The 24,275-nt window shown below is 70.0% G+C and carries 25 protein-coding genes; 13 read left to right on the top strand and 12 right to left on the bottom strand.

From position 1 onward, the window contains the following. Positions 1–2 precede the first annotated feature (2 nt). From BSY19_RS26120 to BSY19_RS26105, 4 genes are all read left to right on the top strand, one after another. On the top strand, positions 3–2,201 hold the full coding sequence (locus BSY19_RS26120) for a TonB-dependent hemoglobin/transferrin/lactoferrin family receptor (RefSeq protein ID WP_171905209.1): 2,199 nt from the start codon (positions 3–5) through the stop codon (positions 2,199–2,201). Positions 2,202–2,309: 108 nt separating this feature from the next. Then, a complete protein-coding gene (locus BSY19_RS26115; protein ID WP_069056715.1) occupies positions 2,310–3,065 on the top strand; it encodes a hypothetical protein in 756 nt (251 codons plus the stop codon). After that, complete coding sequence (locus BSY19_RS26110) at positions 3,058–3,930, top strand: ChaN family lipoprotein (protein ID WP_069056714.1); 873 nt, start codon at positions 3,058–3,060, stop codon at positions 3,928–3,930. The genes BSY19_RS26115 and BSY19_RS26110 overlap by 8 nt, the downstream gene beginning before the upstream one ends. A 9-nt stretch (positions 3,931–3,939) precedes the next feature. Next, positions 3,940–5,670 carry an ABC transporter ATP-binding protein/permease gene (locus tag BSY19_RS26105; protein ID WP_069056713.1) on the top strand — a complete coding sequence of 577 codons (1,731 nt, stop codon included), beginning with the start codon at positions 3,940–3,942 and terminating at the stop codon, positions 5,668–5,670. Here the strand turns inward: BSY19_RS26105 and pgi are convergent. The 11 genes from pgi to proB form a co-directional block, all read right to left on the bottom strand. Continuing rightward, positions 5,649–7,277, bottom strand: a complete 1,629-nt coding sequence (pgi, locus tag BSY19_RS26100) for a glucose-6-phosphate isomerase (RefSeq protein WP_083247851.1) — start codon at positions 7,275–7,277, stop codon at positions 5,649–5,651. The two genes, BSY19_RS26105 and pgi, sit on opposite strands and share 22 nt — an antisense overlap. A 121-nt stretch (positions 7,278–7,398) precedes the next feature. Beyond that, positions 7,399–8,154, bottom strand: a complete 756-nt coding sequence (locus BSY19_RS26095; RefSeq protein WP_069056712.1) for a transporter substrate-binding domain-containing protein — start codon at positions 8,152–8,154, stop codon at positions 7,399–7,401. Positions 8,155–8,176: 22 nt separating this feature from the next. Beyond that, positions 8,177–8,689, bottom strand: coding sequence for an RNA pyrophosphohydrolase (locus tag BSY19_RS26090; RefSeq protein WP_069056711.1), 513 nt, complete (start codon positions 8,687–8,689; stop codon positions 8,177–8,179). Continuing rightward, positions 8,686–9,909, bottom strand: coding sequence for a divergent polysaccharide deacetylase family protein (locus BSY19_RS26085; protein WP_069056710.1), 1,224 nt, complete (start codon positions 9,907–9,909; stop codon positions 8,686–8,688). The genes BSY19_RS26090 and BSY19_RS26085 overlap by 4 nt, the downstream gene beginning before the upstream one ends. A gap of 119 nt (positions 9,910–10,028) precedes the next feature. Further along, positions 10,029–11,357, bottom strand: coding sequence for a S41 family peptidase (locus BSY19_RS26080; RefSeq protein ID WP_069057405.1), 1,329 nt, complete (start codon positions 11,355–11,357; stop codon positions 10,029–10,031). Next, entirely contained in the window at positions 11,357–12,685 is a 1,329-nt protein-coding gene (locus BSY19_RS26075; protein ID WP_236840455.1) for a murein hydrolase activator EnvC family protein, read from the bottom strand. The genes BSY19_RS26080 and BSY19_RS26075 overlap by 1 nt, the downstream gene beginning before the upstream one ends. Before the next feature lie 35 nt (positions 12,686–12,720). After that, complete coding sequence (rlmH, locus tag BSY19_RS26070; RefSeq protein ID WP_069056709.1) at positions 12,721–13,200, bottom strand: 23S rRNA (pseudouridine(1915)-N(3))-methyltransferase RlmH; 480 nt, start codon at positions 13,198–13,200, stop codon at positions 12,721–12,723. Positions 13,201–13,215: 15 nt separating this feature from the next. Next, a complete protein-coding gene (gene rsfS, locus BSY19_RS27765; protein WP_150129743.1) occupies positions 13,216–13,533 on the bottom strand; it encodes a ribosome silencing factor in 318 nt (105 codons plus the stop codon). Between the two features lie 163 nt (positions 13,534–13,696). Next, positions 13,697–14,302, bottom strand: a complete 606-nt coding sequence (locus BSY19_RS26060; protein ID WP_069056708.1) for a nicotinate-nucleotide adenylyltransferase — start codon at positions 14,300–14,302, stop codon at positions 13,697–13,699. A 35-nt stretch (positions 14,303–14,337) separates the two neighbouring features. After that, complete coding sequence (locus BSY19_RS26055) at positions 14,338–15,579, bottom strand: glutamate-5-semialdehyde dehydrogenase (protein WP_069057403.1); 1,242 nt, start codon at positions 15,577–15,579, stop codon at positions 14,338–14,340. Between the two features lie 117 nt (positions 15,580–15,696). Further along, a complete protein-coding gene (proB, locus tag BSY19_RS26050) occupies positions 15,697–16,821 on the bottom strand; it encodes a glutamate 5-kinase (protein ID WP_442856680.1) in 1,125 nt (374 codons plus the stop codon). A 287-nt stretch (positions 16,822–17,108) separates the two neighbouring features. Here proB and BSY19_RS26045 point away from each other — a divergent pair, with 287 nt between their 5' ends. The 7 genes from BSY19_RS26045 (at position 17,109) to BSY19_RS26015 (ending at position 21,875) form a co-directional block, all read left to right on the top strand. Then, positions 17,109–17,318 carry a cold-shock protein gene (locus BSY19_RS26045; RefSeq protein ID WP_069056707.1) on the top strand — a complete coding sequence of 70 codons (210 nt, stop codon included), beginning with the start codon at positions 17,109–17,111 and terminating at the stop codon, positions 17,316–17,318. A gap of 151 nt (positions 17,319–17,469) precedes the next feature. Continuing rightward, the gene (rpsU, locus tag BSY19_RS26040) at positions 17,470–17,733 is read left to right on the top strand and encodes a 30S ribosomal protein S21 (protein ID WP_066723523.1); all 264 of its coding nucleotides are present in this window, start codon (positions 17,470–17,472) and stop codon (positions 17,731–17,733) included. A gap of 84 nt (positions 17,734–17,817) precedes the next feature. Beyond that, entirely contained in the window at positions 17,818–18,198 is a 381-nt protein-coding gene (locus BSY19_RS26035) for a DUF6481 family protein (RefSeq protein ID WP_210184400.1), read from the top strand. A 203-nt stretch (positions 18,199–18,401) separates the two neighbouring features. Further along, positions 18,402–18,719, top strand: coding sequence for a hypothetical protein (locus BSY19_RS26030; RefSeq protein ID WP_069056705.1), 318 nt, complete (start codon positions 18,402–18,404; stop codon positions 18,717–18,719). A gap of 288 nt (positions 18,720–19,007) precedes the next feature. Further along, positions 19,008–19,568, top strand: a complete 561-nt coding sequence (locus BSY19_RS26025) for a sigma-70 family RNA polymerase sigma factor (protein WP_069056704.1) — start codon at positions 19,008–19,010, stop codon at positions 19,566–19,568. A gap of 99 nt (positions 19,569–19,667) precedes the next feature. After that, the gene (locus BSY19_RS26020) at positions 19,668–20,345 is read left to right on the top strand and encodes a hypothetical protein (protein ID WP_069056703.1); all 678 of its coding nucleotides are present in this window, start codon (positions 19,668–19,670) and stop codon (positions 20,343–20,345) included. Between the two features lie 75 nt (positions 20,346–20,420). Then, the gene (locus BSY19_RS26015; protein WP_069056702.1) at positions 20,421–21,875 is read left to right on the top strand and encodes a S8 family serine peptidase; all 1,455 of its coding nucleotides are present in this window, start codon (positions 20,421–20,423) and stop codon (positions 21,873–21,875) included. Here BSY19_RS26015 and BSY19_RS26010 read toward each other — a convergent pair. Beyond that, the gene (locus BSY19_RS26010) at positions 21,864–22,325 is read right to left on the bottom strand and encodes a YybH family protein (RefSeq protein ID WP_083247846.1); all 462 of its coding nucleotides are present in this window, start codon (positions 22,323–22,325) and stop codon (positions 21,864–21,866) included. The two genes, BSY19_RS26015 and BSY19_RS26010, sit on opposite strands and share 12 nt — an antisense overlap. A gap of 122 nt (positions 22,326–22,447) precedes the next feature. Between BSY19_RS26010 and BSY19_RS26005 the strand changes: the two genes are divergently transcribed. Then, entirely contained in the window at positions 22,448–23,602 is a 1,155-nt protein-coding gene (locus BSY19_RS26005; protein WP_069056701.1) for a glycosyltransferase family 4 protein, read from the top strand. Continuing rightward, positions 23,599–24,255, top strand: a complete 657-nt coding sequence (locus tag BSY19_RS26000; protein ID WP_083247845.1) for a class I SAM-dependent methyltransferase — start codon at positions 23,599–23,601, stop codon at positions 24,253–24,255. The genes BSY19_RS26005 and BSY19_RS26000 overlap by 4 nt, the downstream gene beginning before the upstream one ends. The last annotated feature ends 20 nt before the right edge of the window (positions 24,256–24,275 follow it).

The following is a 24,275-nucleotide window of genomic DNA, read 5'->3' as shown; positions in this document are numbered from 1 at the left end:
GCTTGCCGAATGCCGGCCGCGCACAGTCGGCCGCCGAGTCGACCCGGCCTGCCGCGATCGAGCTCGATCAGATCACCGTCACGGCGACCCGTGGCGAGAAGCAGGTGCTCGACGTGCCCGGCACGGTCAGCATCATCTCCCGCCAGGAACTCGACGAGCGCATCACGCGCGACATGCAGGATCTGGTGCGCTACCAGCCGGGCATCAGCGTCAACCGCCAGACGACGAGCACCGATCCCTTCGCCAATTTCGTCGGCTTCACCATCCGGGGCGTCGGCGGCAACCGCGTCCAGATGCAGGTGGATGGGGCGCGCGTGATCGAGCGCGTCACCGACGGTAACCGCGATTTCGTCGATCTGCCCTTCCTGAAGACTGTCGAGATCGTGCGCGGGCCGGGTTCGGTGCTCTGGGGCGCGGATGCGCTCGGCGGCATCGTGGCCTATCGCACGCTCGATCCGCAGGACCTGCTCAAGGGCAAGGACAAGCCCTATGCTGTGCGCCTGAACAGCGCCTATGACAGCCTCGACCGTTCCTTCGTGAAGACGGGCGTTGCGGCCTTTCGTTTCTCGCCGCTGCTGGAAGGAATCTTCGGCGTCAGCCAGAAGACCGGGCACGAGGCGAAGCTGACCAAGGCCCGCGCCGATGGCGGCCGCTGGGGCTGCCCGGTGCCGAGCACGCGTTTCCTCGGCTGCAACCAGCTCAACCCGCTCGACACGACGGTCTGGAACGCCTTCGGCAAGCTCGTCTTCAAGCCGAACGGCGACCATACCTTCAAACTGACCGGCGAATACTATGACAGCGATTCGACGGTGAACCAGCTGCACGACTACAACGTCGTCAGCAGCGGCATCCGCAACGGCGCCTATATCCGCAGCCAGGCGAAGTCCCGCAAGCGGATCGCGCTTGAGCACGAGTGGGATGTCGGGGCGAGCTTCCTCGATTCGATCCGCTGGCAGGCCTCCTACTCGCCCCAGAGCCGCACCTTCGTCAGCAACCGCCTGCAGACGCTCGCCAATGGCCAGCAGCGCTTCACCCGCGGCCTGCATGACTACCAGGAGCAGTTCTCGCAGCTCGACATCCAGGCGAAGTCGAGCTTCGCGCTGGGCCCGAGCTTTCACCGCCTGACCTATGGCTTCCAGGGCGACATCACCCGCACCGACTACAAGCGTCAGGACGACGTGCGCAATCTCGCGACGAATGTGCTGACCACGACGGTGGCGGGGGGCTTCAACTTCGCCAATGCGACGACGACGCGGGCCGACATCTATCTCCAGGACGAGATCGAACTGCTGCAGGGCCGCTGGACGATCACGCCCGGCATCCGCTACGCGACCTACACCATCGATCCCAGGCTCGGAGCCGGCTATGTCGTCGTGCCCGGCAAGGAGCCGCGCGAACTCGACTCGCAGAAGGTCATCCCGCAGATCGGGACGATCTTCAAGCTGAACGAGACCTATTCGCTCTACGGGCGCTATGCGGAGGGCTTCAAGATGCCCACCGCCGAGCAGCTCTACACCTCGCTGCCCGCGTCGACCTACAACCTGATCCCGAATCCCGATCTGCGGCCGGAGAGTGTGCGCTCCTATGAGGCGGGCGTTCGCGGCCAGTTCGCCGAGGGCTGGTTCTCGGTCGGCGTCTTCCACGCCCGCTACAAGGACTTCATCCAGTCGCTCTACCAGATTCCCGGGACGGTCGATTATACCTACCGCAATGTCTCGCAGGTGCAGATCTCGGGCATCGAGGCCTCTGCGGAGTACCGGCTGCACGAGCGCTGGCTGCTGAACGCGTCGCTGAGCTACCAGTATGCCGACCAGCGCGTCACCGTCGGGGCGGCCAAGACGCCCTTCGACGTCAACCCCTTCAAGGCCGTCACCGGCGTCAAGTACCTGATGCCGGAATACGGGCTCGAGGCGGAGGTGATCGGCACCTTCGCGGGCGGCGCCAACCGGGCGAGCACGACGGACACCTTCAAGCAGGGCGGCTACTCGGTCTTCGACGCCTATCTGAACTGGAAGCCGACCTCCTTCGTCACCCTGCGCGGCGGCGTCGAGAACATCTTCGACAAGCGCTACTTCGCCAATCTCGTCGGCGGCTCCTACACGAAGACTCCGTCTTTGGTCTCTGTCGCGGCGAGCAACCCGCTCGAACTCCAGACCGCGCCGGGGCGCACCTTCAAGCTCGCGGCCTCCGTCGAGTTCTGAGCCCCGTTTCCCGTCAGGCTGCCGCGCCGCGCCACATCCGGTGCGGCGGCCCCGCGACGCTGCGCCCGAGACCCGCAGCGTCGCCCCCTCTTTCGGAGCATCGCCCCAATGACCACCGCCGATTCCCTGCGCGAAGCCCTGTCGCAAAGCCCGGCCGAAATCCTGCCCCTGCTCACCGACATGGGGCGCGTGATGCTGAGCGCACGCCGGCAGGGCGCCATCCATGAGCGGATGGGAGCCGTGCAGGGCGTGACGATCGACGCCGACAAGGCCCGCCTCACCGGCGAGTGCCATGACAGCGTGATTGACCTCGCGGTGGTCACGCGGATCGTCGTCGACCGTTCCGGCCGGATGCGCGACAAGGTCCTGCCCAAGCTCGAATGCCAGGATGCGGCGGGCGAGACGCTGTTCAGCCTGATCGGCCTCGAAGGGCTCGAGCCTTTCGACGCTGCGCTGGCGCCGCTGGGGGCGGGGGCGCCGCTCGAGCCGGTGCTGCGCGAGGCGCCTTCGAGCGGGGCCCAGGATGTTGCGCCGGAGGATCTCGGCGCCGCGACCTTCGCCGCCATCCTCGCCAATGCTCTGCCGATCGCGATCGATTTCGAGCGGCCAGGGCTGTTCCAGCACTGGCTCGGCCTGCTGCCCGAGCCGAAGCCCTCGATGGGCTTCGTCAACGTCATGCAGGGCGACTTCCATCTGCATCTCCAGGCCGGGACGGTTGCCAGCTGGGCGCGGCACCAGCTGGAGGCCGACGTGGTGCTCCGGGCGCTCGATGCGGAGGGTCGCGAGACCGGGCTCAGCCTGCGCGGCCCCGCCGCCGCCTTTGCCGAGGTTCCGGGCGTGCGGGAGCCTGCCGCGCATGGCTGAGGCGGCGCGGGCCCTGGTTGTGCATCCGCGGGGCACCTGGCTGTGCCCGCAGAGCGGCGCGGTGCTGGAGCAGGGGGCCCTGCTGCGCGCCCTGGCGGGGCGCAGCGTCGTCCTGCTCGGCGAGACGCATGACATCGCCGAGATCCATCGCTGGCAGCTCCATGTCGCGGCCTTCCTGCACATGCTGAGGCCGCAGATGGCGATCGGCTTCGAGATGTTCCCGCGCCGCGTACAGGGCGTTCTCGATGCCTGGGTCGACGGCCTGATGGACACCGGCACCTTTCTGGAGCGCAGCGAATGGGCGCAGGTCTGGGGCTTCGATGCCGCGCTCTACCTGCCGCTGTTCCATTTCTGCCGCCAGCAGCGCGTCCGGATGCTAGCGCTCAACTGCCACCGCCCCCTGGTGACGCGGGTCGGGCAGGTCGGCTGGGAGGCGATCCCCGTCGCGGAGCGCGACGGGGTCACGCCCGCGGCCCCGGCGACCGAGGCCTATCGCGCTTATCTCGAGCGGCTGATGGGGGGTGTCCGCCCGGTGCCGGGCGGCGAGGCCGGTTCGCCGGTGAGCGACCGTTTCCTGCGCGCCCAGCAATGCTGGGACCGGGCCTTCGCCTGCGGCATCGCCGAGCATCTGATGCGGGCGCCCGATGACCTCGTGATCGGGATCATCGGCCGCGGGCATCTCGAATTCGGGCATGGCACGCCCCACCAGCTGCGCGACCTCGGCATCGCCGACAACGCGGTCCTGCTGCCGACGAGCGAGGACGCCCATGATCCGGCCGCGATCGCGGGCATCGCCGATGCTCTCTTCCGCCTCGACGTGCCCGAGCCGCCGGCGCCGCGCCGCGAACGGCCCAGGACGGGCTGAGGTGTCGCGATGGCCGTGGTCCGTCACATCGCCTGGCTGGCGAAACTCTGCGTCGCCGGACCGGGCGGCCTGGTCGGCCTCGCCCAGTTCGTCGCCATCGCGGTTCTCGGGCTGATCGGCGTGAGGGTCGGCGTCGCGCTGATCGCCTGGAACGCCGACTTCTACAACGCCCTGCAGGCCCGCGACGTCACCGGAGTTCTCGCGCAGATCAGGGTCTATTTCGGCCTGACAGCTGTCACCGTCGCGCTGCATCTGGCTTCGACCTATCTGCGGCGGCAGCTGCAGATCCGGTGGCGCCATGCGTTGACGCAGGCCGCACTCGATCGATGGTTTGCCGGCAAATCGTACTGGCATCTGCGGGATAGGAGCGAGGACGGGCTCGACAATCCCGACCAGCGCATCGCCGAGGATTGCCGCATCTTCGTCGACAAGCTGACCGACGAAGCGCTGGAGCTGATTTCCAAGATCGTCGGGCTGGTCTCCTACGTCGCGATCCTGTGGTCGCTCTCGACCTTTCCGCTCGCCTTCGCCTTGGCGGGGTTCTCCGTCGAGATTCCCCGTTACATGGTCTGGGCGGCGCCCCTCTATGTCGCCCTCGCCACGCTGATCACGCATGGCCTCGGCGCGCCGCTGAAGCGGCTCGAATTCGAGCAGCAGCGCCGCGAGGCCGATTTTCGCTTCGCGCTGAGCCGGCTGCGCGAGCATGTCGAGCCGGTCGCGCTGGCGGGGGGCGAGGCGGCGGAGCGCAGCGTGCTGTCGCGGCGTTTCGCGGCGCTAGCGGCCAACTGGCATCAGCTGGCGCGGCGCGAGGTCATCCTCGGGCTGTTCTCGCGGCCCTATTTCCAGACGGTGCTGACAATCCCGATGTTCCTGGCGCTACCGGCCTATCTGGCGGGCCGCCTCAGCTTCGGCGGGCTGATGCAGATCCGCTCCGCGTTCCAGACCGTCGTGACGACGCTGTCCTGGTTCATCTTCTCCTACAAGGACCTGGCGCAGCTCGCCGCGACGGCGAGCCGGCTGCGGCACTTCCTGGCGGCGGCCGAGGCGGCGCCGTCGGACGGCATGGCAGGCCCCCGGATGGCCGAGGGCACAGCCTTCCGCACGCATCGTCTGCGCCTGTCGACGCCGGAAGGGCGCCCGCTTGCGCTTCTGCCGGAGCTGGAGATCGGGGCCGGGGACTGCTGCTGGATCGTGGCGCCCTCCGGTTTTGGCAAGAGCACGCTGGTCAAGGCGCTGGCCGGCCTCTGGCGCCATGGCGAGGGGGCGATCGAACGCCCGACCGGCCCGGTCGCCTTCGCGTCGCAACAGGTCTACCTGCCGCTCGGGAGCCTGGAGGCGGCGCTGGCCTATCCGGCGCTGCCGGAGGCGTTCAGCGTGGCGCAATACCGGCAGGCGCTCGCCGCCGTCGGTCTGGACGCGCTCTGGACAACCGACGAGCCGGCCTGGCAGCGCCTCCGCCAGGGGCTCTCAGGCGGGGAGCGCCAGCGGCTGGCCCTGGCGCGGCTGCATCTGCACCGGCCGGACTGGGTCGTCCTGGACGAGGCGACCTCGGCGCTGGATGCCGTCGCGGAGCGCGAGGTGCTGGCGGGACTGCGGGCGGCGTTGCCGGATGCGGCCTTCATCATCATCGCGCATCGGGCACCGCAGGGGATCGGCCCCTGCCGGACGCTGCGGCTCGCCGACGATGGAGGGGCCGATGCGTCACCCCTCGCGCAGGATCAGGAGCTGGCCGTGAGATAGCGCGCGAGGCCGGCGGTCGAGGAATCATGGGCCTCGGCGGGCGCCTTGCCCTCGATGACCGGCAGCAGCGCCGTCGCCAGCTCCTTGCCGAGTTCGACGCCCCACTGGTCGAAGGCGTTGATGCCCCAGATCGCGGCCTCGACGAAGACGCGGTGCTCGTAAAGCGCGATCAGGCGGCCCAGCGTGAAGGGGTCGAGCCGGCGATAGGCCAGCGTGATCGAGGGGCGGCTGCCGGGGAAGACCTTGTGCGGCGCCAAGGCCTCGATGTCGGCAGCCGGCAGCCCCTGCTTCGTCAGCGCGTCGCGCGCCTCCTCCAGGGTCCGGCCCTTCATCAGGGCCTCGCTCTGGGCGAGGCAGTTGGCGAGCAGCAGCCGGTGCTGATGCGCCAGTTCCGGCTCATGCCCCTCGGCTGCGACCATGAACTCGCAGGGGATCGTGTCCGTGCCCTGGTGGATCAGCTGGTAGAAGGCATGCTGTCCGTTGGTTCCGGGCTCGCCCCAGACGAGCGGGCCGCTCGGCCGCTCGACGGGCGAGCCGTCCTTGCGGACGCGCTTGCCGTTCGATTCCATGTCGAGTTGCTGGAGATACGCTGGCAGGCGCAACAGGCGCTGGTCGTAAGGCAGGATCGCCCGGGCCTGATAGCCGCAGATGTCGCGATGCCAGATGCCGATCAGGCCGAGCAGGACGGGCAGGTTTTGGGCGAGCGGGGCGGTGCGGAAATGCTCGTCCATGGCATGGGCGCCGGCGAGGAAGGCGCGGAAATGCGCCGGCCCGACCGCGATCATCACCGGCAGGCCGATGGCGGACCAGATCGAGTAGCGGCCGCCGACCCAGTCCCAGAAGCCGAAGACGCGATCGGGTGCGATGCCGAAGGCGCCGACCTTGTCGAGCGCCGTCGAGACCGCGGCGAAATGGGCGCCGACCGCGGCCTCGCCGAGCGCCGCCGCGATCCAGCGGCGCGCGGTTGCGGCATTGGTCATGGTTTCGACCGTGGTGAAGGTCTTGGAGGCGACGATGAAGAGGGTGCGCGCCGGGTCGAGCTTCGCCAGCGTGTCGGCGATATGGGCGCCGTCGGCATTGGAGACGTAATGCAGCCGCTGGCCGTCATGATAGGGCGCCAGCGCCAGCGTCGCCATGGCGGGGCCGAGATCCGAGCCGCCGATGCCGATGTTGACGACATCGGTGAAGCGCGCGCCGTCGGAAGCGGCGATCGTGCCGCCGCGCAGGCCTTCGGCAAAGGCCGCCAGCTTGTCCAGCGTGGCGTGAACGTCCGGCACGACGTCGTGGCCGTCGAGCAGCACGCGGCTGCCGGCGGGAGCGCGCAGGGCGGTGTGGAGGACGGCGCGATGTTCGGTGGTGTTGATCGCCTCGCCGGCGAACATCGCATCGCGCTGGCCGGCGAGACCCGTCGTCTCGGCGAGCGTCAGAAGCAGCCCGAGCGTTTCGGCCGTGACGGCGGTCTTCGAATAGTCGAGCAGGAGATCGTCGAGGCGGGCCGAGAACTGGGTGAAGCGGGTCGCGTCCTCGGCGAAGAGGCTCCGCAAGGGGCGGGCTTGCGTGGCGCGACGATGCGCGGCCAGCTGTGCCCAAATCTCGTCCTGCACCATCACGCTCCTGTTGGCCGCGACGCCCGAGGCGTCGCCGCTCCGGCAACCCGCCAAGCATCCACGGGTTCCGGCCGTGCGAAATTGGGCGTTGGCGCGGATGGCTGCAAGCCCTGCCGCCTCATCAGGCGACACTCAGCCCGTTCACGCCATGGTGGCGGATGCGCTCGGCCACGAAGCCCGATGCGATCGCCGCCGCGACGAACCGGCCGAGCCAGGCGACGGCTTCCTCCGTCAGCTCATCCTCCCGGCGGGGGACGCCGATGGCCTGCTGGACCGCCATGAAGCGACCCTCCAGCAGGCGCGAACCCGGCAGCGCGGCGGCATCGTCGACCAGCCGCATGCGCAGGCCGGCCAGAGCCTCCAGCCCGCGATCCCGGAAATCGGCGAGCGTCTCGTCCATGGTGGCGGTCCGCTGGATGTCGGCATGGCGGATGTTGCGGTCGAGCCAGAGGCCATAGGCGGTCCCGCCCGTCACGGCGATCCGCACGCCAGGGGCGTCGACGGCGGCGATCTTGGTCAGAGGCGAGCCGGCAGGCACGAGATAGGTCGCCTCGATCTGCGCATAGGGTGCCGTGAAGGCGATGGTCTCAGCGCGCTGCGGTTCGGCGCCGATCAGGCCGATATCCCATTCGTCGCGCCCGGCCGCATCGGCCAGCAGCGCCGGCGACGCGTAAGGCACGCGCTGCAGCGTGACCTCGAGGCATTGCGCGATCGCCGTGGCCATATCGGGCGAGACGCCGGCCGGGCCGCCATCGGCGGAGCGGGCGGAGACGAGGAGGAAATTGGAGAGGTTGATGCCGGCCCGCAGGACGCCGCCGGGAGCGAGCCGTTCGCGCAGGGCCGCAGAAACCGGCCCGGGATCGCCTTCGAACCTCATGGTGCTCTCCGTCACACGCCGTTCAGGCCGCGGCGAAGGGCGAAAACAGCGCCGCGACCTCGCGGTAGACCCCCTGCTTGAAGGGGATGATCAGGGCGGGGGTCCGTTCCAGCCGCTCCCAGCGCCAGGCGTCGAACTCGGCCTTGTGCCCGCCGGCCGGCGTCGCGATGTCGATCTCGCTGTCGGGGCCGGTCAGCCGGAAGGCGAACCATTTCTGGGCCTGGCCCCGCCAGCGGCCCTTCCAGGCCTGCTGGCCGATTTCCAGCGGCAGGTCATAGGCGAGCCAGCCAGGGCTCTCCGCGAGCAGCGAGACGGAGGTGACGTTGGTCTCCTCCTGCAGTTCCCGGGTCGCGGCCTGAAGCGGCGTCTCGCCGGAATCGATGCCGCCCTGTGGCATCTGCCATTCATGGCCGGGGGCGACATGCTCGCGCAGAGACTTGTTGGCGCGGCGCCCGACGAAGACCAGTCCGTCCGCATTGAAGAGGGCGAGCCCGACGCAGGGGCGGTAGCCGTCGGGCGGCCTGTCGCTGATCATCTGAGGGATCCGGTGGTCTTCGGGCTGCGCAGTCCGCGGGCGGCGCTGATCGGGACGAGAACAATGCCCTTGGCTTCGAGCGTCTGGACCCAGCGGGCGATCCGCTCGATCGAGACCGGCAGGGCGCTGGCGCTGATCACGGCGACGCCCTGGTCGCGGGCCATCGCCTCGATCGCCGCCAGTTCCTTGTCGATGGCCTCCGGCCGGGCGACGTTGTCGACGACGCGGTCGATCTTCAGGGCCGGGATCTGCGCGCGCGCCGCCGATGAGGCGAGCAGGCTGCGGGCCGAGGAGCCGTCATCGACGACCATGAGGCCGCGCCCGGCGAGTTCGCGCAGGATCGGCGTGAGCGCCGTCTCGTCGGATGTCAGGCGGCCGCCGAGAAAATTGACGATGCCGACATAGCCGGTGAAGCGACCGAGCGCCCAGTGCAGGCGCTCGACATTGTCCGCCGATTTCGGCCCGGTCAGCAGGGTGTGCGGGCCTGGATCGCTGTCGGGATAGTCGAAGGGCTCCATCGGCAGCTGCAGGAAAACCTCGTGTCCCTCGCCGCGGGCGCGCTGCACGGTGCGATCGAGTTCGGCGCCATAGGGCGCAAAGGCGAGCGAGACCTGACCCGGCAGCTTCGCGATGGCGTCGCTGGTTCCGGTCGGGCTGATGCCGAGGCCGCCGACGAGGATGGCGACGCGTCCGTTGACCTTGCCGGCAGGGGGTGGTCCGGCCGGGCGGGCGTAGACCTGCGCCGGCGTCGCGCCATCCAGGCCGATCTTCGGCAACAGCCCGAAGCGCGAGCGCTCGACGAGCCGGCTGTCGGGCGCGGTGGCGAGCTTTACCGTGGCCGCGTTGTCGGGAATCGTGATCACGATCGCGCCGGGAACGTCGGATCCGGGACGCACCACGGTGACGCCGGCTTCGCTCTCGAGCTGCCTTGCGCTCGATTGCGGGCGTGCGGTCGCGGCGGGGTCGGTCTGGGAGGCGACCGGAAGCCCCGAGGGCAGCGCGGAGGCCGGAGCGGCCCGCTGCTCGATCCGGGCCGTCGCCATGGGTTCGCCGCCGTCGGGATCACGCCGGATCGCGACGAGGAGCAGGATCGAGACCCAGACGAGGCCGACGAGCCCCGCAAAGCCAAAGGCGATCCAGCGCCCCCAGGGCTTGCCCTTCGACGCGGTCAGGCCCTGGCCGAGCGGCTTGTTGAGCTCAGTGAGCGGCGTTCCGGCCAAACGAAGCCGTCCTCAAGCTTGCGACGGGGGCCCGAATCAGTGGCCCGCAAGGCGGGAGTCTGTCAGATTCCGACCCGATCAGACAGCGCCTCGCGCAGCTCTTCGTATCGTCCCCCGGCTCAGTTGGGTTTGGTCGCCGGAACCTGCGGCGCCGCGGCATCCTTCTTGACGCCACGGATCTGGTTCAGGGCGGCGATCAGCTGGGTGTCCTTGGTCGGATCGTTGGGGACATAGGAGGCCGAGCCGGACTGCTCGTCCTTGCCGTCGCCGGCCTTGAGGTGACCCTTCAGGGCCGCCTCGCCCTTGTTCTCGGCGAGCTTGTCCTTCAGCTCGGCCGGGATGTCCTGCACGACCTCGATATCCGGCGAGATGCCCTTGGCCTGGATCGAGTTGCCCGAAGGCGTGTAGTAGCGGGCCGTGGTCAGCCGCAGGCCGCCATTGCCGGCCAGCGGGATCACGGTCTGGACCGAGCCCTTGCCGAAGGAGCGCGTGCCCATGACGGTGGCGCGCTTGTGGTCCTGCAGGGCGCCGGCGACGATCTCGGCCGCCGAGGCCGAGGAGCCGTTGATCAGGACGACGACCGGCTTGCCCTTGGTGAGGTCGCCCGCCTTGGCGTTGAAGACCTGAGTCTCCTCGGCATTGCGGCCGCGGGTCGAGACGATCTTGCCACGCTCCAGGAAGGCGTCCGAGACCAGCACGGACTGGTCGAGACGGCCGCCGCGGTTGTTGCGGAGGTCGATGACGTAGCCCTTGATCTTGTCGACGCCGATGTCGGCATTGACCTTGTCGATCGCCTTGCGCAGGCCCTCATAGGTCTGTTCGCTGAAGGTGCCGATGCGGATATAGCCGACATCGCCCTCGACGCGCTCCTCGACGGCCGGGACCACGATGGTCGTGCGCGTCAGGGTGAACTCCAGCGGTTCGGGCTTGCCCGGGCGATCGACCTTGAGCTTGACCTGGGTGTTGATGATGCCGCGCATCTTCTCCACCGCCTGGGTCAGGGAGAGGCCTTTGACCTCCTGCCCGTCGATCTGGCTGATGATGTCGTTGGCCAGGATGCCGGCCTTGAAGGCGGGCGTGTCGCGGATCGGCTTGGCGACCTTGAGGACGCCGTCCTCCATCGTGACCTCGATGCCGAGACCGCCGAACTGCCCGCGCATGTCGGTGTCCATGTCGCGGAAGGACTTGGCGTCGAGATAGGAGGAGTGCGGGTCGAGCGAGGAGACCATGCCGTTGATGGCGGCCTCGATCAGCTTCTGCTCGTCGGGCTTCTCGACATAGTCGGTGCGGATCTTCTCGAAGATGTCACCGAAGAGGTTCAGGCTGCGATAGACCTCGGCGGAGGCCGCGACCGCGCTGGTGGAGGTCAGCAGGCGCGTCTGCGTGACCATGCCGGTCAGCCCCGCTCCGAGCACGGCTCCGGCGAAAACGAGAGAAACCTTGCGCATCATCCGCGAACCTTTTCGCCAAGCGGTTTCGTCCACCACGGCGCCGGGTCGACCGACATGCCGTCTTTTCTGAACTCGATATACAGAACCGGCTGGCCGGTTCCCGAACCCACGATCGTCGCCGCAGCTTCCGACGTTTCGCCCATCACCGCAACCGGTTCCCCCGCGAGGACGAACTGGTTCAGCGCCACATCGATCCGCTGCATCCCGGCGAGCAACAGATAGTACCCCCCGCCGGCGTTCAGGATCAAGAGTTGCCCGAACGAGCGGAAGGGACCTGCATAAACGACCCAAGCGTCCGAAGGCGCCGAAACTAGGGCGCCGGGTCGGGTTTCCAGCGAAATGCCGCGTGTCGTGCCGCCGGCACCGTCCGCATCGCCAAATCCACGCAATTGTGATCCCGCCACCGGCAGCGGCAGCAGGCCGCGGGCTTCGGCGAAGGCGATCTTGGGGCTGAGGCGGGCGGGATCCCGGAAGGCCAGCGCGGCCATGCGCTGGCGCTGCTCGCGCGTTTCGGCCTCCAGCGCCTGGCGCGCGGCGTCGGCCGCGCGGTTGGCGACGGAAATCTCCTTTTCCATGCGCTCGACGAAGTCGCGCAGGCTGCGGGCCTTGGCGGCGAGTTCGCCGTCCTGCCCCCGCTGCGCCTCGGCGTCGCGCGACGCGCTGGCCTCGCGCATGCGCCGGGCCTCGACCAGGGAGGCGAGGCGCTGGCGCTCGCCGGCGAGCTGCTCGAGCTCCCCGGAGATGGCCTTGCGCTCCCTCGCGATGCCCTCCCGCAGGCGGACGAGCTCGGCGAGGTCGGTCCCGAGCACCTCGATCTCCTGGCGCAGATCGGGCACGACGGCGCCCAGCAGCATGGAGGCGCGCACCGCCTCGAGGATATCCTCCGGGCGCACCAGCACGGCGGGTGGCGGGCGCCGCCCGATCCGCTGCAGCGCGGCCAGCACCTCGGCGATGAGGCCGCGCCGCCCTTCCAGCGAGCGACGGATGGCCGCCTCGCTGGACTGCGACAGCGACAGCCGCTGTTCGAGCCCGCTGACACGCTGCTCGGCCGCCTGGGCGCGGGCGGTCGTGTCGAGCAACGCCTTGTTGAGGGCGGCGCGGTCGGCGCGAATGCCGGCGATCTCCGCCTCCAGACGGGCCCGTGCCTCGGCATTGCCGGCGAGCCGCTCCTCGATCGTCTTGAGTTCGGCCTCCCGCGCCTGCTTCTCGACGAGCTTCTGCATCGCCTCGCGGGCCAGGACGTCGGGATCGGGCGCCTGAGCATCGGCGGCGGTCGGCGCCGCGGCGACCGCAAGCGCCAGCAGCAGGGCGCGCAGCAGCGGCATGCCGGCGGGTCTGCGAATCAGGGGCCGGGCGGCGCTCATGCGCGATGATAGGGGTGCCCGGCCAGAATCGTCATCGTCCGATAGAGCTGTTCGAGGACGAGGACGCGGACGAGCTGGTGCGGGATCGTCAGGGCGCCGAAGGCGAGCGTCAGCCCTGCGGCGGCACGCAGCTCGGCCGCCAGCCCGTCCGCCCCGCCGATGACGAGGTTGACGGAGGCGGTTCCGGCGTCGCGGGCGGCGCCGATCCGCGCCGCGAAGGCATCACTGCCGAGGCTGCCGCCGCGCTCGTCGAGCGCGATGACGAGGCCGGGAGACAGCTTCGCCGTGATCGCGGCCGCCTCGTCGCGCTTGCGCTCCTCGGCCCTGCGGCCGCGGCTTTCGGCAATTTCGACGATGTCCGGACCGGTCAGCCCGAGTCCGCGCCCCAAGGTCGCGGCGCGCTCGCGGTAACGCTCGCAAAGCTCCCGTTCCGGCCCGTCCTTGAGACGGCCGACGGTGATCACGGCGAGGCGCATCGGCTGGGCCGCCCGTCAGCCGACCAGACGCTCGTTGGGCCTGTCGGCGCCCCACATCTTCTCGAGATTGTAGAACTGGCGGACTTCCGGGCGGAAGACATGGACGATGATGTCGCCGGTGTCGATCAGCACCCAGTCGCAGGCCGGCATGCCCTCGACCTTCGGCGCCGGCAGTCCGGAGCCCTTGATCGCCTCGACCAGCGCATCGGCGATGGATGCAACATGGCGGTTCACGCGGCCGGTGGCGATGATCATCGCATCGGCCAGCGAGGTCTTGCCGACGAGGTCGATGACGGTGACGTCTTCGGCCTTCATGTCTTCGAGAACATGCATTGCAAGGGCGATGCTGTCGGCGGAGGGGTTCTCCGGCACAGCGGCCTGGGGAAGCGGCTTGGGCTCGGCTTCGCCACGGGTTGAAAGGGTCAGATCCGTATCCTCACGGGTTCGGGCGCTCTTGGCGCGATGCGATGCAAAATACGCCGTGTCGGCCTGAAATTCAATCGCGTTCGGCCTGCTGGCGCAGCATCGTCGAGGAGAGCTCCGAGCGGCGACCATGCAGGAAGACCCAGGCGGGCGGCTTCGTGAGGGCGAGCGCCGCCCCCTGGCTTTCCGAAATCCGCCAGCGCGAGAGCCAGTTGGCGGCCGGAGAGGCCACTGCGCTGTGGGTCGATCCGGGGCGGTCGATCACGGCCATCGGCATCATCCGGGCGATGGCGCGCCACTCGTTCCAGCGATGGAAGCTGGCGAGATTGTCGGAGCCCATGATCCAGACGAAGTTCACGCCGGGGCAGCGGCGCTTCAGCGCGCGCAGCGTATCGGCGGTGTAGCGGGTGCGCAGCATCGCCTCGATGCCGGTGACGTGGATCTTGGAATGGTCGGCGAGCTTGCGGCCGAAGCGGATGCGCTGCGCCAGCGAGGGCAGCGCCGTGTTGTCCTTCAGCGGGTTGCCGGGGGTCACCAGCCACCAGATCCGGTCGAGCTGGAGCCGGCGCAAGGCGGTCAGGCTCGCCATGCGGTGCCCGTCATGAGCCGGGTTGAAGGTGCCGCCGAACAGGCCGATGCGCAGGCCGGGCGCATGCGGCGGCAGGCGCAGGTGTTCCATCGTCTCGTGGGGGCGCGTCGCCGCGGGATCGGAGGTCACGGGCGGATCTGGCCGTTGCCGTGGACGCGGTACTTGAAGGAGCAGAGCTGCTCGACTCCGACCGGGCCGCGGGCGTGCATGCGGCCGGTGGCGATGCCGATCTCCGCGCCGAAGCCGAATTCCCCGCCATCGGCGAACTGGGTCGAGGCGTTGTGCAGCACGATGGCCGAGTCGATCTCGGCGAGGAAGCGGCCGGCAGCGGCCGCATCGGCGGTGACGATGGCGTCGGTGTGGTGCGAGCCATAGCGCTCGATATGGGCGATGGCTTCGTCGAGCCCGGCCACGACCTTCACAGCGATGATGCGGTCGAGATACTCGGTCGCCCAGTCCGCCTCGCTCGCCGCCTCGGCCCGGGCCGCCGCGGCCTGGGTGCGGGCATCGCCGCGCACCGCACAGCCGGCCTCGATCAGAGCCGTCACCAGCGGCTCCAGATGCGTCGCCGCGCAGGCCTGGTCGACCAGCAGCGTCTCGGCGGCACCGCAGACGCCGGTGCGCCGGAGCTTGGCGTTGAGCACGATCTCGCGGGCCATGGCGAGGTCGGCCGCGGCATCGACATAGACATGGCAGTTGCCGTCGAGATGGGCGAAGACGGGAACGCGCGCATCGCTCTGGACGCGGGCCACCAGGCTCTTGCCGCCGCGCGGCACGACGACGTCGACGTTGCCGTCGAGGCCCTTGAGGATTTCGCCGACCGCGTCCCGGTCGCGCGTCGGCACGAGCTGGATCGCATCGCCGGGCAGGCCGGCCGCCTCCAGGCCCTCGCGCAGCGCGGCCGCGATTTCGGTGGCGGTGCGGAAGCTGTCCGAGCCCGCGCGCAGGATCGCGGCATTGCCGCTCTTCAGGCAGAGCGCGCCGGCATCGGCGGTGACGTTGGGACGGCTTTCGAAGATCACCGCGATGACGCCGAGCGGCGTCGCGACGCGCTCGAAGCGCAGGCCGTTGGGCTGCGTCCAGGTCGCGAGCACGCGCCCGAGCGGATCGGGCAGGGTGGCGACGCTGGCGACGGCCTCGGCCACCGCGGACAGGCGGGCGGGATCGAGCAGCAGGCGGTCGATGAAGGCCGGGGTCTGGCCGGCGGCCCGGGCCTCGGCGAGGTCGAGCGCATTGGCCGCGAGAATCGGAGCCTGACGGGTGCGCAGCGCCGCGGCCATGGCGACCAGTGCGTCATTGCGCTGCGCGGTGGTGGCGAGCGCGATCACGCGCGATGCGGCGCGGGCGCGCCGTCCGAGCGCACCCATGAGAGCGGCCAGATCCGGTACCCGTCCGTCCTCGCCGGCGGGCCTCTCGCTCGAGACCACGCGGAGCGCCGCTTCGCTCGTCATTTCCACCCTGCCCGACGCCATCTTGCCGCAACCTTAGACCACACCGAGCGCCATGTCGTCCCGGTGGATCATCTCGGCCCGTCCCGGATAGCCCAGGATGGCCCCGATGTCGCGCGAGGCCTTGCCGAGGACGAGCGCCGCTTCGCCGGCATCATAGGCCACGAGGCCGCGCCCGAGCAGCCGGCCGTCGGGGTCGCGGATCAGCACGGCGTCGCCGCGGGCGAAGTCGCCTTCGATCCGGCTCACGCCGACGGGCAGGAGGCTCGCGCCGCCGGCCAGCGCGCGCGCCGCGCCGGCATCGACATGCAGCGTGCCGCGGGGCTCCAGCGAGCCGGCGATCCAGGTCTTGCGCGCGGTGGCGGGGGTCGAGGCTGTCAGGAACCAGGTGCAGCGCGCCCCGGCGGCGATGGCGGCGAGCGGGTTCTTTGCCCGCCCGTCGGCGATGAGCATATGCGTGCCGCCGCTGGCGGCGATCTTGCCGGCCTCGATCTTGGTGCGCATGCCGCCGCGCGAGAGCTCGGAGGCGGCGCCTCCCGCCATCGCATCGATCTCCGGGGTGATGCGCTCGACCAGCGGGATATGACGCGCCGACGGGTCTCGTGCGGGCGGGGCGGTGTAGAGCCCGTCGATGTCGGAGAACAGCACGAGCAGATCGGCGCCGGCCATTGTGGCGACGCGGGCTGCGAGGCGGTCGTTGTCGCCATAGCGGATCTCGGTCGTGGCGACCGTGTCGTTCTCGTTGATCACCGGCACGGCGCGCAGGTCGAGCAGGCGGCCGAGCGTGGCCCGGGCGTTGAGATAGCGCCGGCGCTCCTCGGTATCGGCCAGGGTCAGCAGGATCTGGCCGGCCGTGAGGCCATGATGGCCCAGCGCCTCGGCCCAGGTGCGGGCGAGCGCGATCTGGCCGACGGCCGCCGCGGCCTGGCTCTCCTCGAGGCGCAGCGGCCCGGAGGGCAGGGCGAGCACGGTGCGCCCCAGCGCGATCGCGCCGGAGGAGACGACGAGCACATCCGCACCGCGCTGGTGCAGATCGGAGAGGTCCTCCGCCAGCGCCGCCAGCCAGGCCTGGCGCAGGCGGCCGCGCTCGCGATCGACGAGCAGGCTCGAGCCGACCTTGACCACGATGCGGCGGAACTGATGGAGCGACGGCGTCTGCACGGACAGGGGAACCCGCGGGGTTGGCGATTGCGCTGCCTGCCTCTTGGCGAAAAGCGCGTCATTGTAAAGCGCGTGGCCGGGAGGGCAGGGGCGTCGCCTGCGCATTCGCGCGGCAGTTGCATTGACATTGCCTGTTCGAGCGCCCATATGGGGCCTGTCGATATTTAGGCCGAACGACTTGGCCCCGCGCATTCCTTGCGCACGCTGACGACCTTCCCGCTAAAACTTCGAAAAACGGCGCGCGAAATCCGTCTCGCGCCATCAATAATACCGTGAAAGGGTTCGTCATGAGCGCCGGTACAGTCAAGTGGTTCAATTCGACCAAGGGTTTCGGTTTCATCCAGCCGGATGACGGCGGGCAGGACGTGTTCGTCCACATCAGCGCCGTCGAGCGTGCTGGCATGCGTGATCTCCAGGAAGGTCAGAAGATCTCCTACGAGCTCACCCAGGACAAGCGTTCGGGCAAGATGTCGGCGGATCAGCTCCGCGCCGAGTGAGACGATCGCCGCAGCGGCCGGCCAGGACAGCAGGAGGGCGACCACGGATGTACTGGCGCCCCCGTTTCCCGGTCTGAGCCGTAGCGGCGTGACGAAGGGTCGGTCCTAGTGCCCGGCCCTTTTTTCCATTCTCGAACCGCAGGAGTGACAGATGCAGGTTCTCGTTCGCGACAACAATGTCGATCAGGCCCTCCGCGTCCTGAAGAAGAAGATGCAGCGCGAAGGCGTCTTTCGCGAGATGAAGCGCCGTTCGGCCTATGAGAAGCCGTCCGAGAAGCGCGTCCGCGAGAAGGCCGATGCGATCCGGCGCGCCCGCAAGGTCGCCCGCAAGCAGATGCAGCGCGAAGGCCTGATCGCCGCGCCGAAGCCCAAGCCGCGCCCGGTGCGCGCTGGAAGCGCACCCGCGCCGCGCTGATTTCGATACCATTCGGGCGCATTTTGGATTATTGCGCCCTCGCGGGCCGGAATGCGCCCGTCACAACCCGAGAGAAGGCCAGCCTTGAAGAACCCGAACGACCGCAGCTTCACTGATCGCCAGGCCAATTCCGCGGCCGCCAAGAAAGCGCTCCTGGAGCGTTTCAAGGCGAGGCCGGGTCCGGATGACCCGATCATGCAGCAGCGACGCGCGGAACGCGAAGCCGTCGCCGCCGCCCGCGCCGAGCGCGAGGCCGAGAAGGCCGCCATACGCGCCGAGCAGGAGCGCCTCGCCGAGATCGAGCGCCTGCGCCTCGAAGAGGAAGAGCGCATCGCCGAGATCGCCCGCGAGGCCGCCCGCAAGGCCGAACAGGCGAAGCGCGACGCCGAGCGTCCGCGCAAGGTGCTGCTCGAGGCCGTGCAGTACGCCCAGATGCGCGCTGCCGGCAAGGGCGGTCGCCGCTGACGGCCCCCGCACCGGGCACCGCCCGGTGATGCTGAAGGGTCTCTCGCGGCCGTGTCGCGGCTGAAGGCTCCGCAGTCCAGGTCCGGCGGGATTCCCGAGCGAGTCCCGCAGCCATGACATGCCGCCCAATGGGGCGGGTCGCTCCGTGCCGCCCGGCCGGATCGTGAACCCGCTTCCCGCCGCCGATACGGGAGTGAGCCGCCATGGCGACGCGAGGCCTTTCATCCGACGAGATCAAGCTGCGTGCGCAGCGCGCCTTTGAGAAGGCCGATGCCCGCAAGCAGGAGGCCTCACGCGCCATGGAGGCCGAGCAGGTCGAGCGCGAGGCGATTCTGCAGAAGACGGTCCGCCTGAGGGCGCTGCGTCTGGCCAAGGAGGCCGCCGATGCCGAGACGGCGGCGATCGTCGCCGCCGAGCAGGCGCGCATCAAGACCGAGGCCGCCGATGCCAAGGCCGCCGCCAAGGCCCTGAAGGCCGCCGAGACCGCCAAGCGCGCGACCAAGAGCCGGGCCAAGGCCTGACGACCGCCTTCGGCCGCCCCTTAGGCGGCGCTCGTGCCGGGCGGGAACCGGTGCGCCCTTGCGACGTCGTCACGCCGTTTCCCAAGCAGCACCGTGGCGGCCTGCGCCGCCCTGCCGGCATCGCACAGGATGCATGGGCCGCGCCTCGCGATTATGGCTTCCAGTTGACCCGCGCCCTCATTACCGTATGAAAAATTGTCGCAGGCAGATTTATCTCGCCGCCGATTGAACCTTCTCCACGCTCGCTGCGACCAACCCTCGCGAGCCGGATGTCAGGCCTCGAGGTCAATGCATACGGAATCCGACGAAGACCTCGTCAAGCGGATCGCCGGAGGCGACCGACTCGCGATGAAGGTGCTGTTCTCGCGGCACCAGACACGGGTTTATCGTTTCGCCCAGCGCCTGCTGCGGGACGAGACGATGGCGGAGGATGTGACCGGTGACGTCTTCATGGACCTCTGGCGTCAGGCGGACCGGTTCGAGGCACGTTCCTCGGTCACGACCTGGCTGCTCACCATCGCGCGCAACAAATCCTACTCGGCCCTGCGCAAGCGGCGCGATGCCGGGCTGGACGACGACTTCGCCGCCAGCATCGAGGACGAATCCGACGATCCCGAGGTCGTGGTGCAGAAGCAGGACAAGAGCCTGGCGATCCGTGCCTGCCTCGCCAAGCTGTCCCGCGACCATGCCGAAGTCATCGACCTCGTCTATTATCACGAGAGCTCGGTCGAGGAGGTCGCCAGGATCGTCGGCATCCCCGAGAACACGGTCAAGACACGCCTCTTCCACGCCCGCAAGAAGCTGGGCGAGCTGCTCAAGGCCGCCGGCGTCGACCGGGGCTGGCCCTGAGAGGGGGCCGCGGAAGCGGCTTTCACGGACCGAATTGCCGATGCCTTCCACCCTTCATCCGCTCCCGCTGCGTCCCTCGAGCGATCCTGGAGTCCAGTCATGACCGACGCCATCGCGACCGATCCCAAGCGGGCCGAACTCGAGCTGCTGCTTCCGTTCTACGCCACTGGCCGGATCTCGGCGGCCGACAAGGCGCGGGTCGAGGCGGCCCTGGCCGCTGATGCCGAACTGGCGCTGCGGCTCGACATCATCCGCGACGACATGGCCGAGACGACGCTGCTGAACGAGAGCCTCGGGGCTCCCTCGCCGCGTGTTCTCGATCGTCTCATGGCGGGCGTGGAGGCCGAGCCGCGCCGGCAGGGCCTGCTCGCCAGCGCCAAGGGCGGGTTCATGACTTGGCTCGGCCAACTCCTGGCGACCCAGCCGCCGCGCCGACTGGCCTATGCGGGCGCTGCGGCCTGTGCGCTGATCGCCCTGCAGGGCGTCGCGCTGACGGGAATCCTGCTGCGCGAGCAGACCGGTTTCGAGACCGCCTCCACCGCCCCGCAATCCTCCGAGCGCTATGTCCTGCTCAGCTTTGCGACGGATGCGCGCGCCGGAGACATCGCCTCCTTCTTCAAGCGCTACGAGGCGTCGGTCGTGGATGGGCCGCGCGCCAACGGTTACTTCAAGGTGCGTGTCGGCGATGCGTCGCTGACGCAGGCCCAGGTCGATGCCATCGCCGCCCGGATGAAGGCCGAGGCGGCGATCGTGCGCTTCGTCGCGCCGGCGCCCTGAGGCGGCGGGGCGGTGACGGGCGGGCCTGCTTCTGATATGCCGTCGCTGCATCGGAGCGCATCGGGAGAGCGCATCATGACGTTGCCTCGTTCCCTGCTGACCCGCGCCGTCTCGGCCCTTCGGCTGGCCGCAGGCGGCGGCTTCGCGCTGATGCTCGTGCTGGCCGCCGGGCCGGCCGGGGCGCAGCAGCCGGCGCCGGGCGCGACCCCGCCCGCAGGCGGCGCGGCCAGCCCGCCGACGCGGGCGATCACGGTGCCGCCTCCGGCCTGGCGGGTGCCCAATGTCTTCGGGGGGCCGGCCGCGTCGCGCACGGTCGTCCCGGCCGCGGACGAAACCCGCTTCGTGCCGGGCGAGATTCTGTTCGAGCTCGCGCCCAATGTGCAGGCGGAGACCGTGCTGCGCCGCTATGGCGCCACGCTGATCACCAGCCGGCGTGTCGAGCTCGCCGGGACCACGATCATCCGCGCGCGTCTGGCCGAGGGGCGCGACCTGCGGGACGTGCTGACGCAGATGGCCAGCGACAACGCCATTGCCGGCGCACAGCCGAACTTCACCTTCGAGCTGCAGCAGGACCTGGCCCAGCCCGTCAGCACGACGGCCTCGGGCGGGCGCTCGGACATCCCGACGCTGCGCCTCTCGGACCCCGCCGCCGTCCGGCCGACGCCCGCGCCGCGCCGCGAGCTGCCGCCGCAATATGTCGCCGACAAGCTGCGGCTCGGGGAGGTCCACAAGCTCGCCCGCGGCGCGACGATCCGGGTCGCCGTGATCGACTCGGGCGTCGATGTCGCCCATCCCGAGCTGCGCGGCGGCGTCGCCGGTCTGTTCGACGCGCTGGGCGAAGACTATGTGCCGCATGCCCACGGCACCGCCATGGCGGCGGCGATCGTGGCGCAGGGGCAGTTGCAGGGCGTCGCGCCCGGCGCGCGGCTGCTGGTCGGCCGGGCCTTTTCAGGCCGTGCCGGTTCCGGCTCCGCCAATGGCACGAGCCTGCAGATCATGTCCGCGATCGAGTGGGCCGTGAACCAGGGCGCGCGCGTGATCAATCTCAGCTTCGCCGGCCCGGAAGACCGCCTGCTCTCGCGCGGGCTCGCCGGCGTGGCGGCGAAGGGTGTGGTCGCCGTCGCCGCGGCGGGCAATGCCGGGCCCAACGCCGCGCCGCTCTATCCCGGCGCCGATCCCAACGTCATCGCGGTCACGGCCACCGATGCCGACGACCGGGTGTTCCGTCAGGCCAATCGCGGTGCCTACATCGCCGTGGCGGCGCCGGGCGTCGACGTGATCGCGGCGGAGCCGAACGGGCGCTACGCCTTCTCGTCGGGAACCTCGATCGCGGCCGCGCATGTCTCGGGCCTCGTCGCCCTGATGCTGGAGAAGCGCCCGGATCTCGACCCCGCCGGGGTCCGTCGCCTGCTCAGCGAGAGCGCGGTCGATCTCGGCTCGAAGGGGCGCGATCCCGTCTATGGCGCCGGCCGCGTCGATGCGGCGGCCGCATTGTCGCGCGTCGCGCCGCTCACCGCGTCACGCCCCTGAGACCACTGCGAGGCGCGGCGCCGGCTCGTATTGCTGCTCCAGCCGGTTGGCATGGCGATGAAGCAGGCGCCAGCCACCCTCCTCGAAACGGAAGACATGGGTCACCCGGTTGGTCCAGCGTGTCGGTACCTCCGTCCCCGGCAACAGCACCTCGAACACCTCGATGTCGGTGACGAGCGCGAGCTCCGTTCCCACCACGGTGGTAACGTTCTCATGGCTGACCGTGCCGCCGCGGAACTGCCGGGCCGCCCAGTCCCAGCGTTGCGAGATCGCCGCCCAGCCCTTCTCGTATCCGCCCCAGCCATACATGCTGGTGGCATCGTCGGCATGGGAATAGAGCGCCTTGATCGGACTGACATCGCCGTTGGCGACATGGCTCAGGGCCGAGCGCAGGCCGGCCAATGCGGCGGGAAAGGCCTTCGCGGCCGGTGTTTGCAAGCTCTCGTCCATTATCGTCTCCCGTCGCAGCGCAGCCTAGCATGGCCGCGGGCTCCCGGTTCAAGCGCCGGGCCCACGCTTGCGCTGCAAGGCACCGCTTGACCTTCGGCCCGGCATCGGACTGATGTCCGGCCATGGCCCGACCCAGACTTCTCTTCGTCGCGACCGAAGACTGGTTCTTCGCGTCGCATTTCCTGCCGATGGCGCGGGCGGCGCGCGAACTGGACTTCGACGTCGCCGTGATCGCGCGCGAGCGCAACCACCGGCGCGTCATCGAGGCGGCGGGCGTCCGGCTGATCGCGCTGGAGGCTGAGCGTCGCAGCCTCGACCCGCGGGCGCTGCTTCGCCAGGTCAAGGCGCTGCGGGCGCTGATCGAGCGGGAGCGGCCCGACATCCTGCATTGCATCGCGCTCAAGCCGATCGCGCTCGCGGGCCTCGCCGGCCGTCTGGCCGGGGTGCAGCGTCGAGTCTATGCGCTGACGGGGCTGGGCTTCCTCGGCGCCAAGGAGGGGCTGGCGGCGGCCGCGGCGCGGATGGCGGCGATCGCCTGGCTGCGCGGCGCGATCGACGGCCCGCAGGTGCGCTTCCTGTTCGAAAACCCCGACGATCCCGTCACGCTCGGGCTCGATCCCGCGGATGCGGCCAAGGTCGCGATCGTCGGCGGCGCCGGGGTCGATCCGCTGATCCTGATGCCGGAGCCGATGCCGCCGGCGCCGCCGCTGAAGGTCGCGCTGGTGGCGCGGCTGCTCTGGTCGAAGGGGGTCGATCTGGCGGTCGAGTCGGTCCGGTTGGCGCGGGCGCAGGGGGCACGGGTCGAGCTGACGCTGCACGGCGCGCCCGACCCCTCGAACCCCAAGGCCATTCCCGAGGAGACGCTGAAGCAATGGGCGGCGCGGCCGGGGATCGACTGGGCCGGCCCGACCCGCGACATCGAGGGCGTCTGGCGGCAGCACCATCTCTGCATTCTGCCGTCGCGCGGCGGCGAAGGGCTGCCGCGCACGATCCTGGAGGCGGCGGCCTGTGGCAGGCCGATCCTGACCACGGACGTTCCGGGTTGCCGCAGCTTCGTGCGCGACGGGCAGGACGGCATGGTGGTGCCCGCCAACGACGCCGCCGCCCTGGCGCAGGCGCTGATCGTCCTGTCGCGCGCGCCGGCGCTGGCCGAGCGCATGGGGGCGAGCGCGCGGGCCCGGCTGATCGACGGACATACCGAGCGCGACGTCATGAACGCCGTCAAGGCGCTGTATCGCAACCTGCTCGCCCGCCCGACGACGGACATCGCCGCGTGAGCGTGCCGGCGCTCGACCGGCGCGGCTTCATCCTCCAGCACACCCGTCTGCTGCCCGTGCCGCATGCGCCCGAGATCGCGCTCCATGTCGCCGATGAGGCGACCGAACTCTGGCAGAAGACCGAGGACGAGCTGGCGACGATCGGGCTGCCGCCGCCGTTCTGGGCTTTCGCCTGGGCGGGGGGCCAGGCGCTGGCGCGCCACCTGCTGGACGACCCCGCGATCGTGCGCGGGCGGCGGGTGCTCGACTTCGCCAGCGGCTCGGGGCTGGTGGCCATCGCCGCCGCCCGCTGTGGCGCGCGCCTGGTCCAGGCCTGCGACATCGATGCCTTCGCGGCGGAGGCGATTGCGCTCAACGCGGCGGCCAATAACGTGACGGTCGCCGTCCGCCTCGAGGATCTGGTGGGGCGTGACGAGGGCTGGGACGTCGTCTGCGCCGGGGACGTCTGCTATGAGCGGGCGATGGCCGAGAGCGTCGTCGCCTGGCTGGCGCGGCTGTCGGCGCGCGGAGCGGTGGTCCTGATCGGCGATCCCGGCCGCAGCTATCTGCCGAAGGACCGGCTTGAGGCGCTGGCGAGTTACGCCGTGCCGGTGTCGCGCTCGCTCGAGGATGCCGACATCAAGCACTCCACTGTCTGGCGCTTGAAGGGATAGGCCGGCGCCGAGGCGCCGGC

The sequence above is a fragment of the Bosea sp. RAC05 genome (assembly GCF_001713455.1).
Classification (GTDB): Bacteria; Pseudomonadota; Alphaproteobacteria; order Rhizobiales; family Beijerinckiaceae; genus Allobosea.
This window is presented reverse-complemented; position numbering and strand designations above follow the sequence as displayed.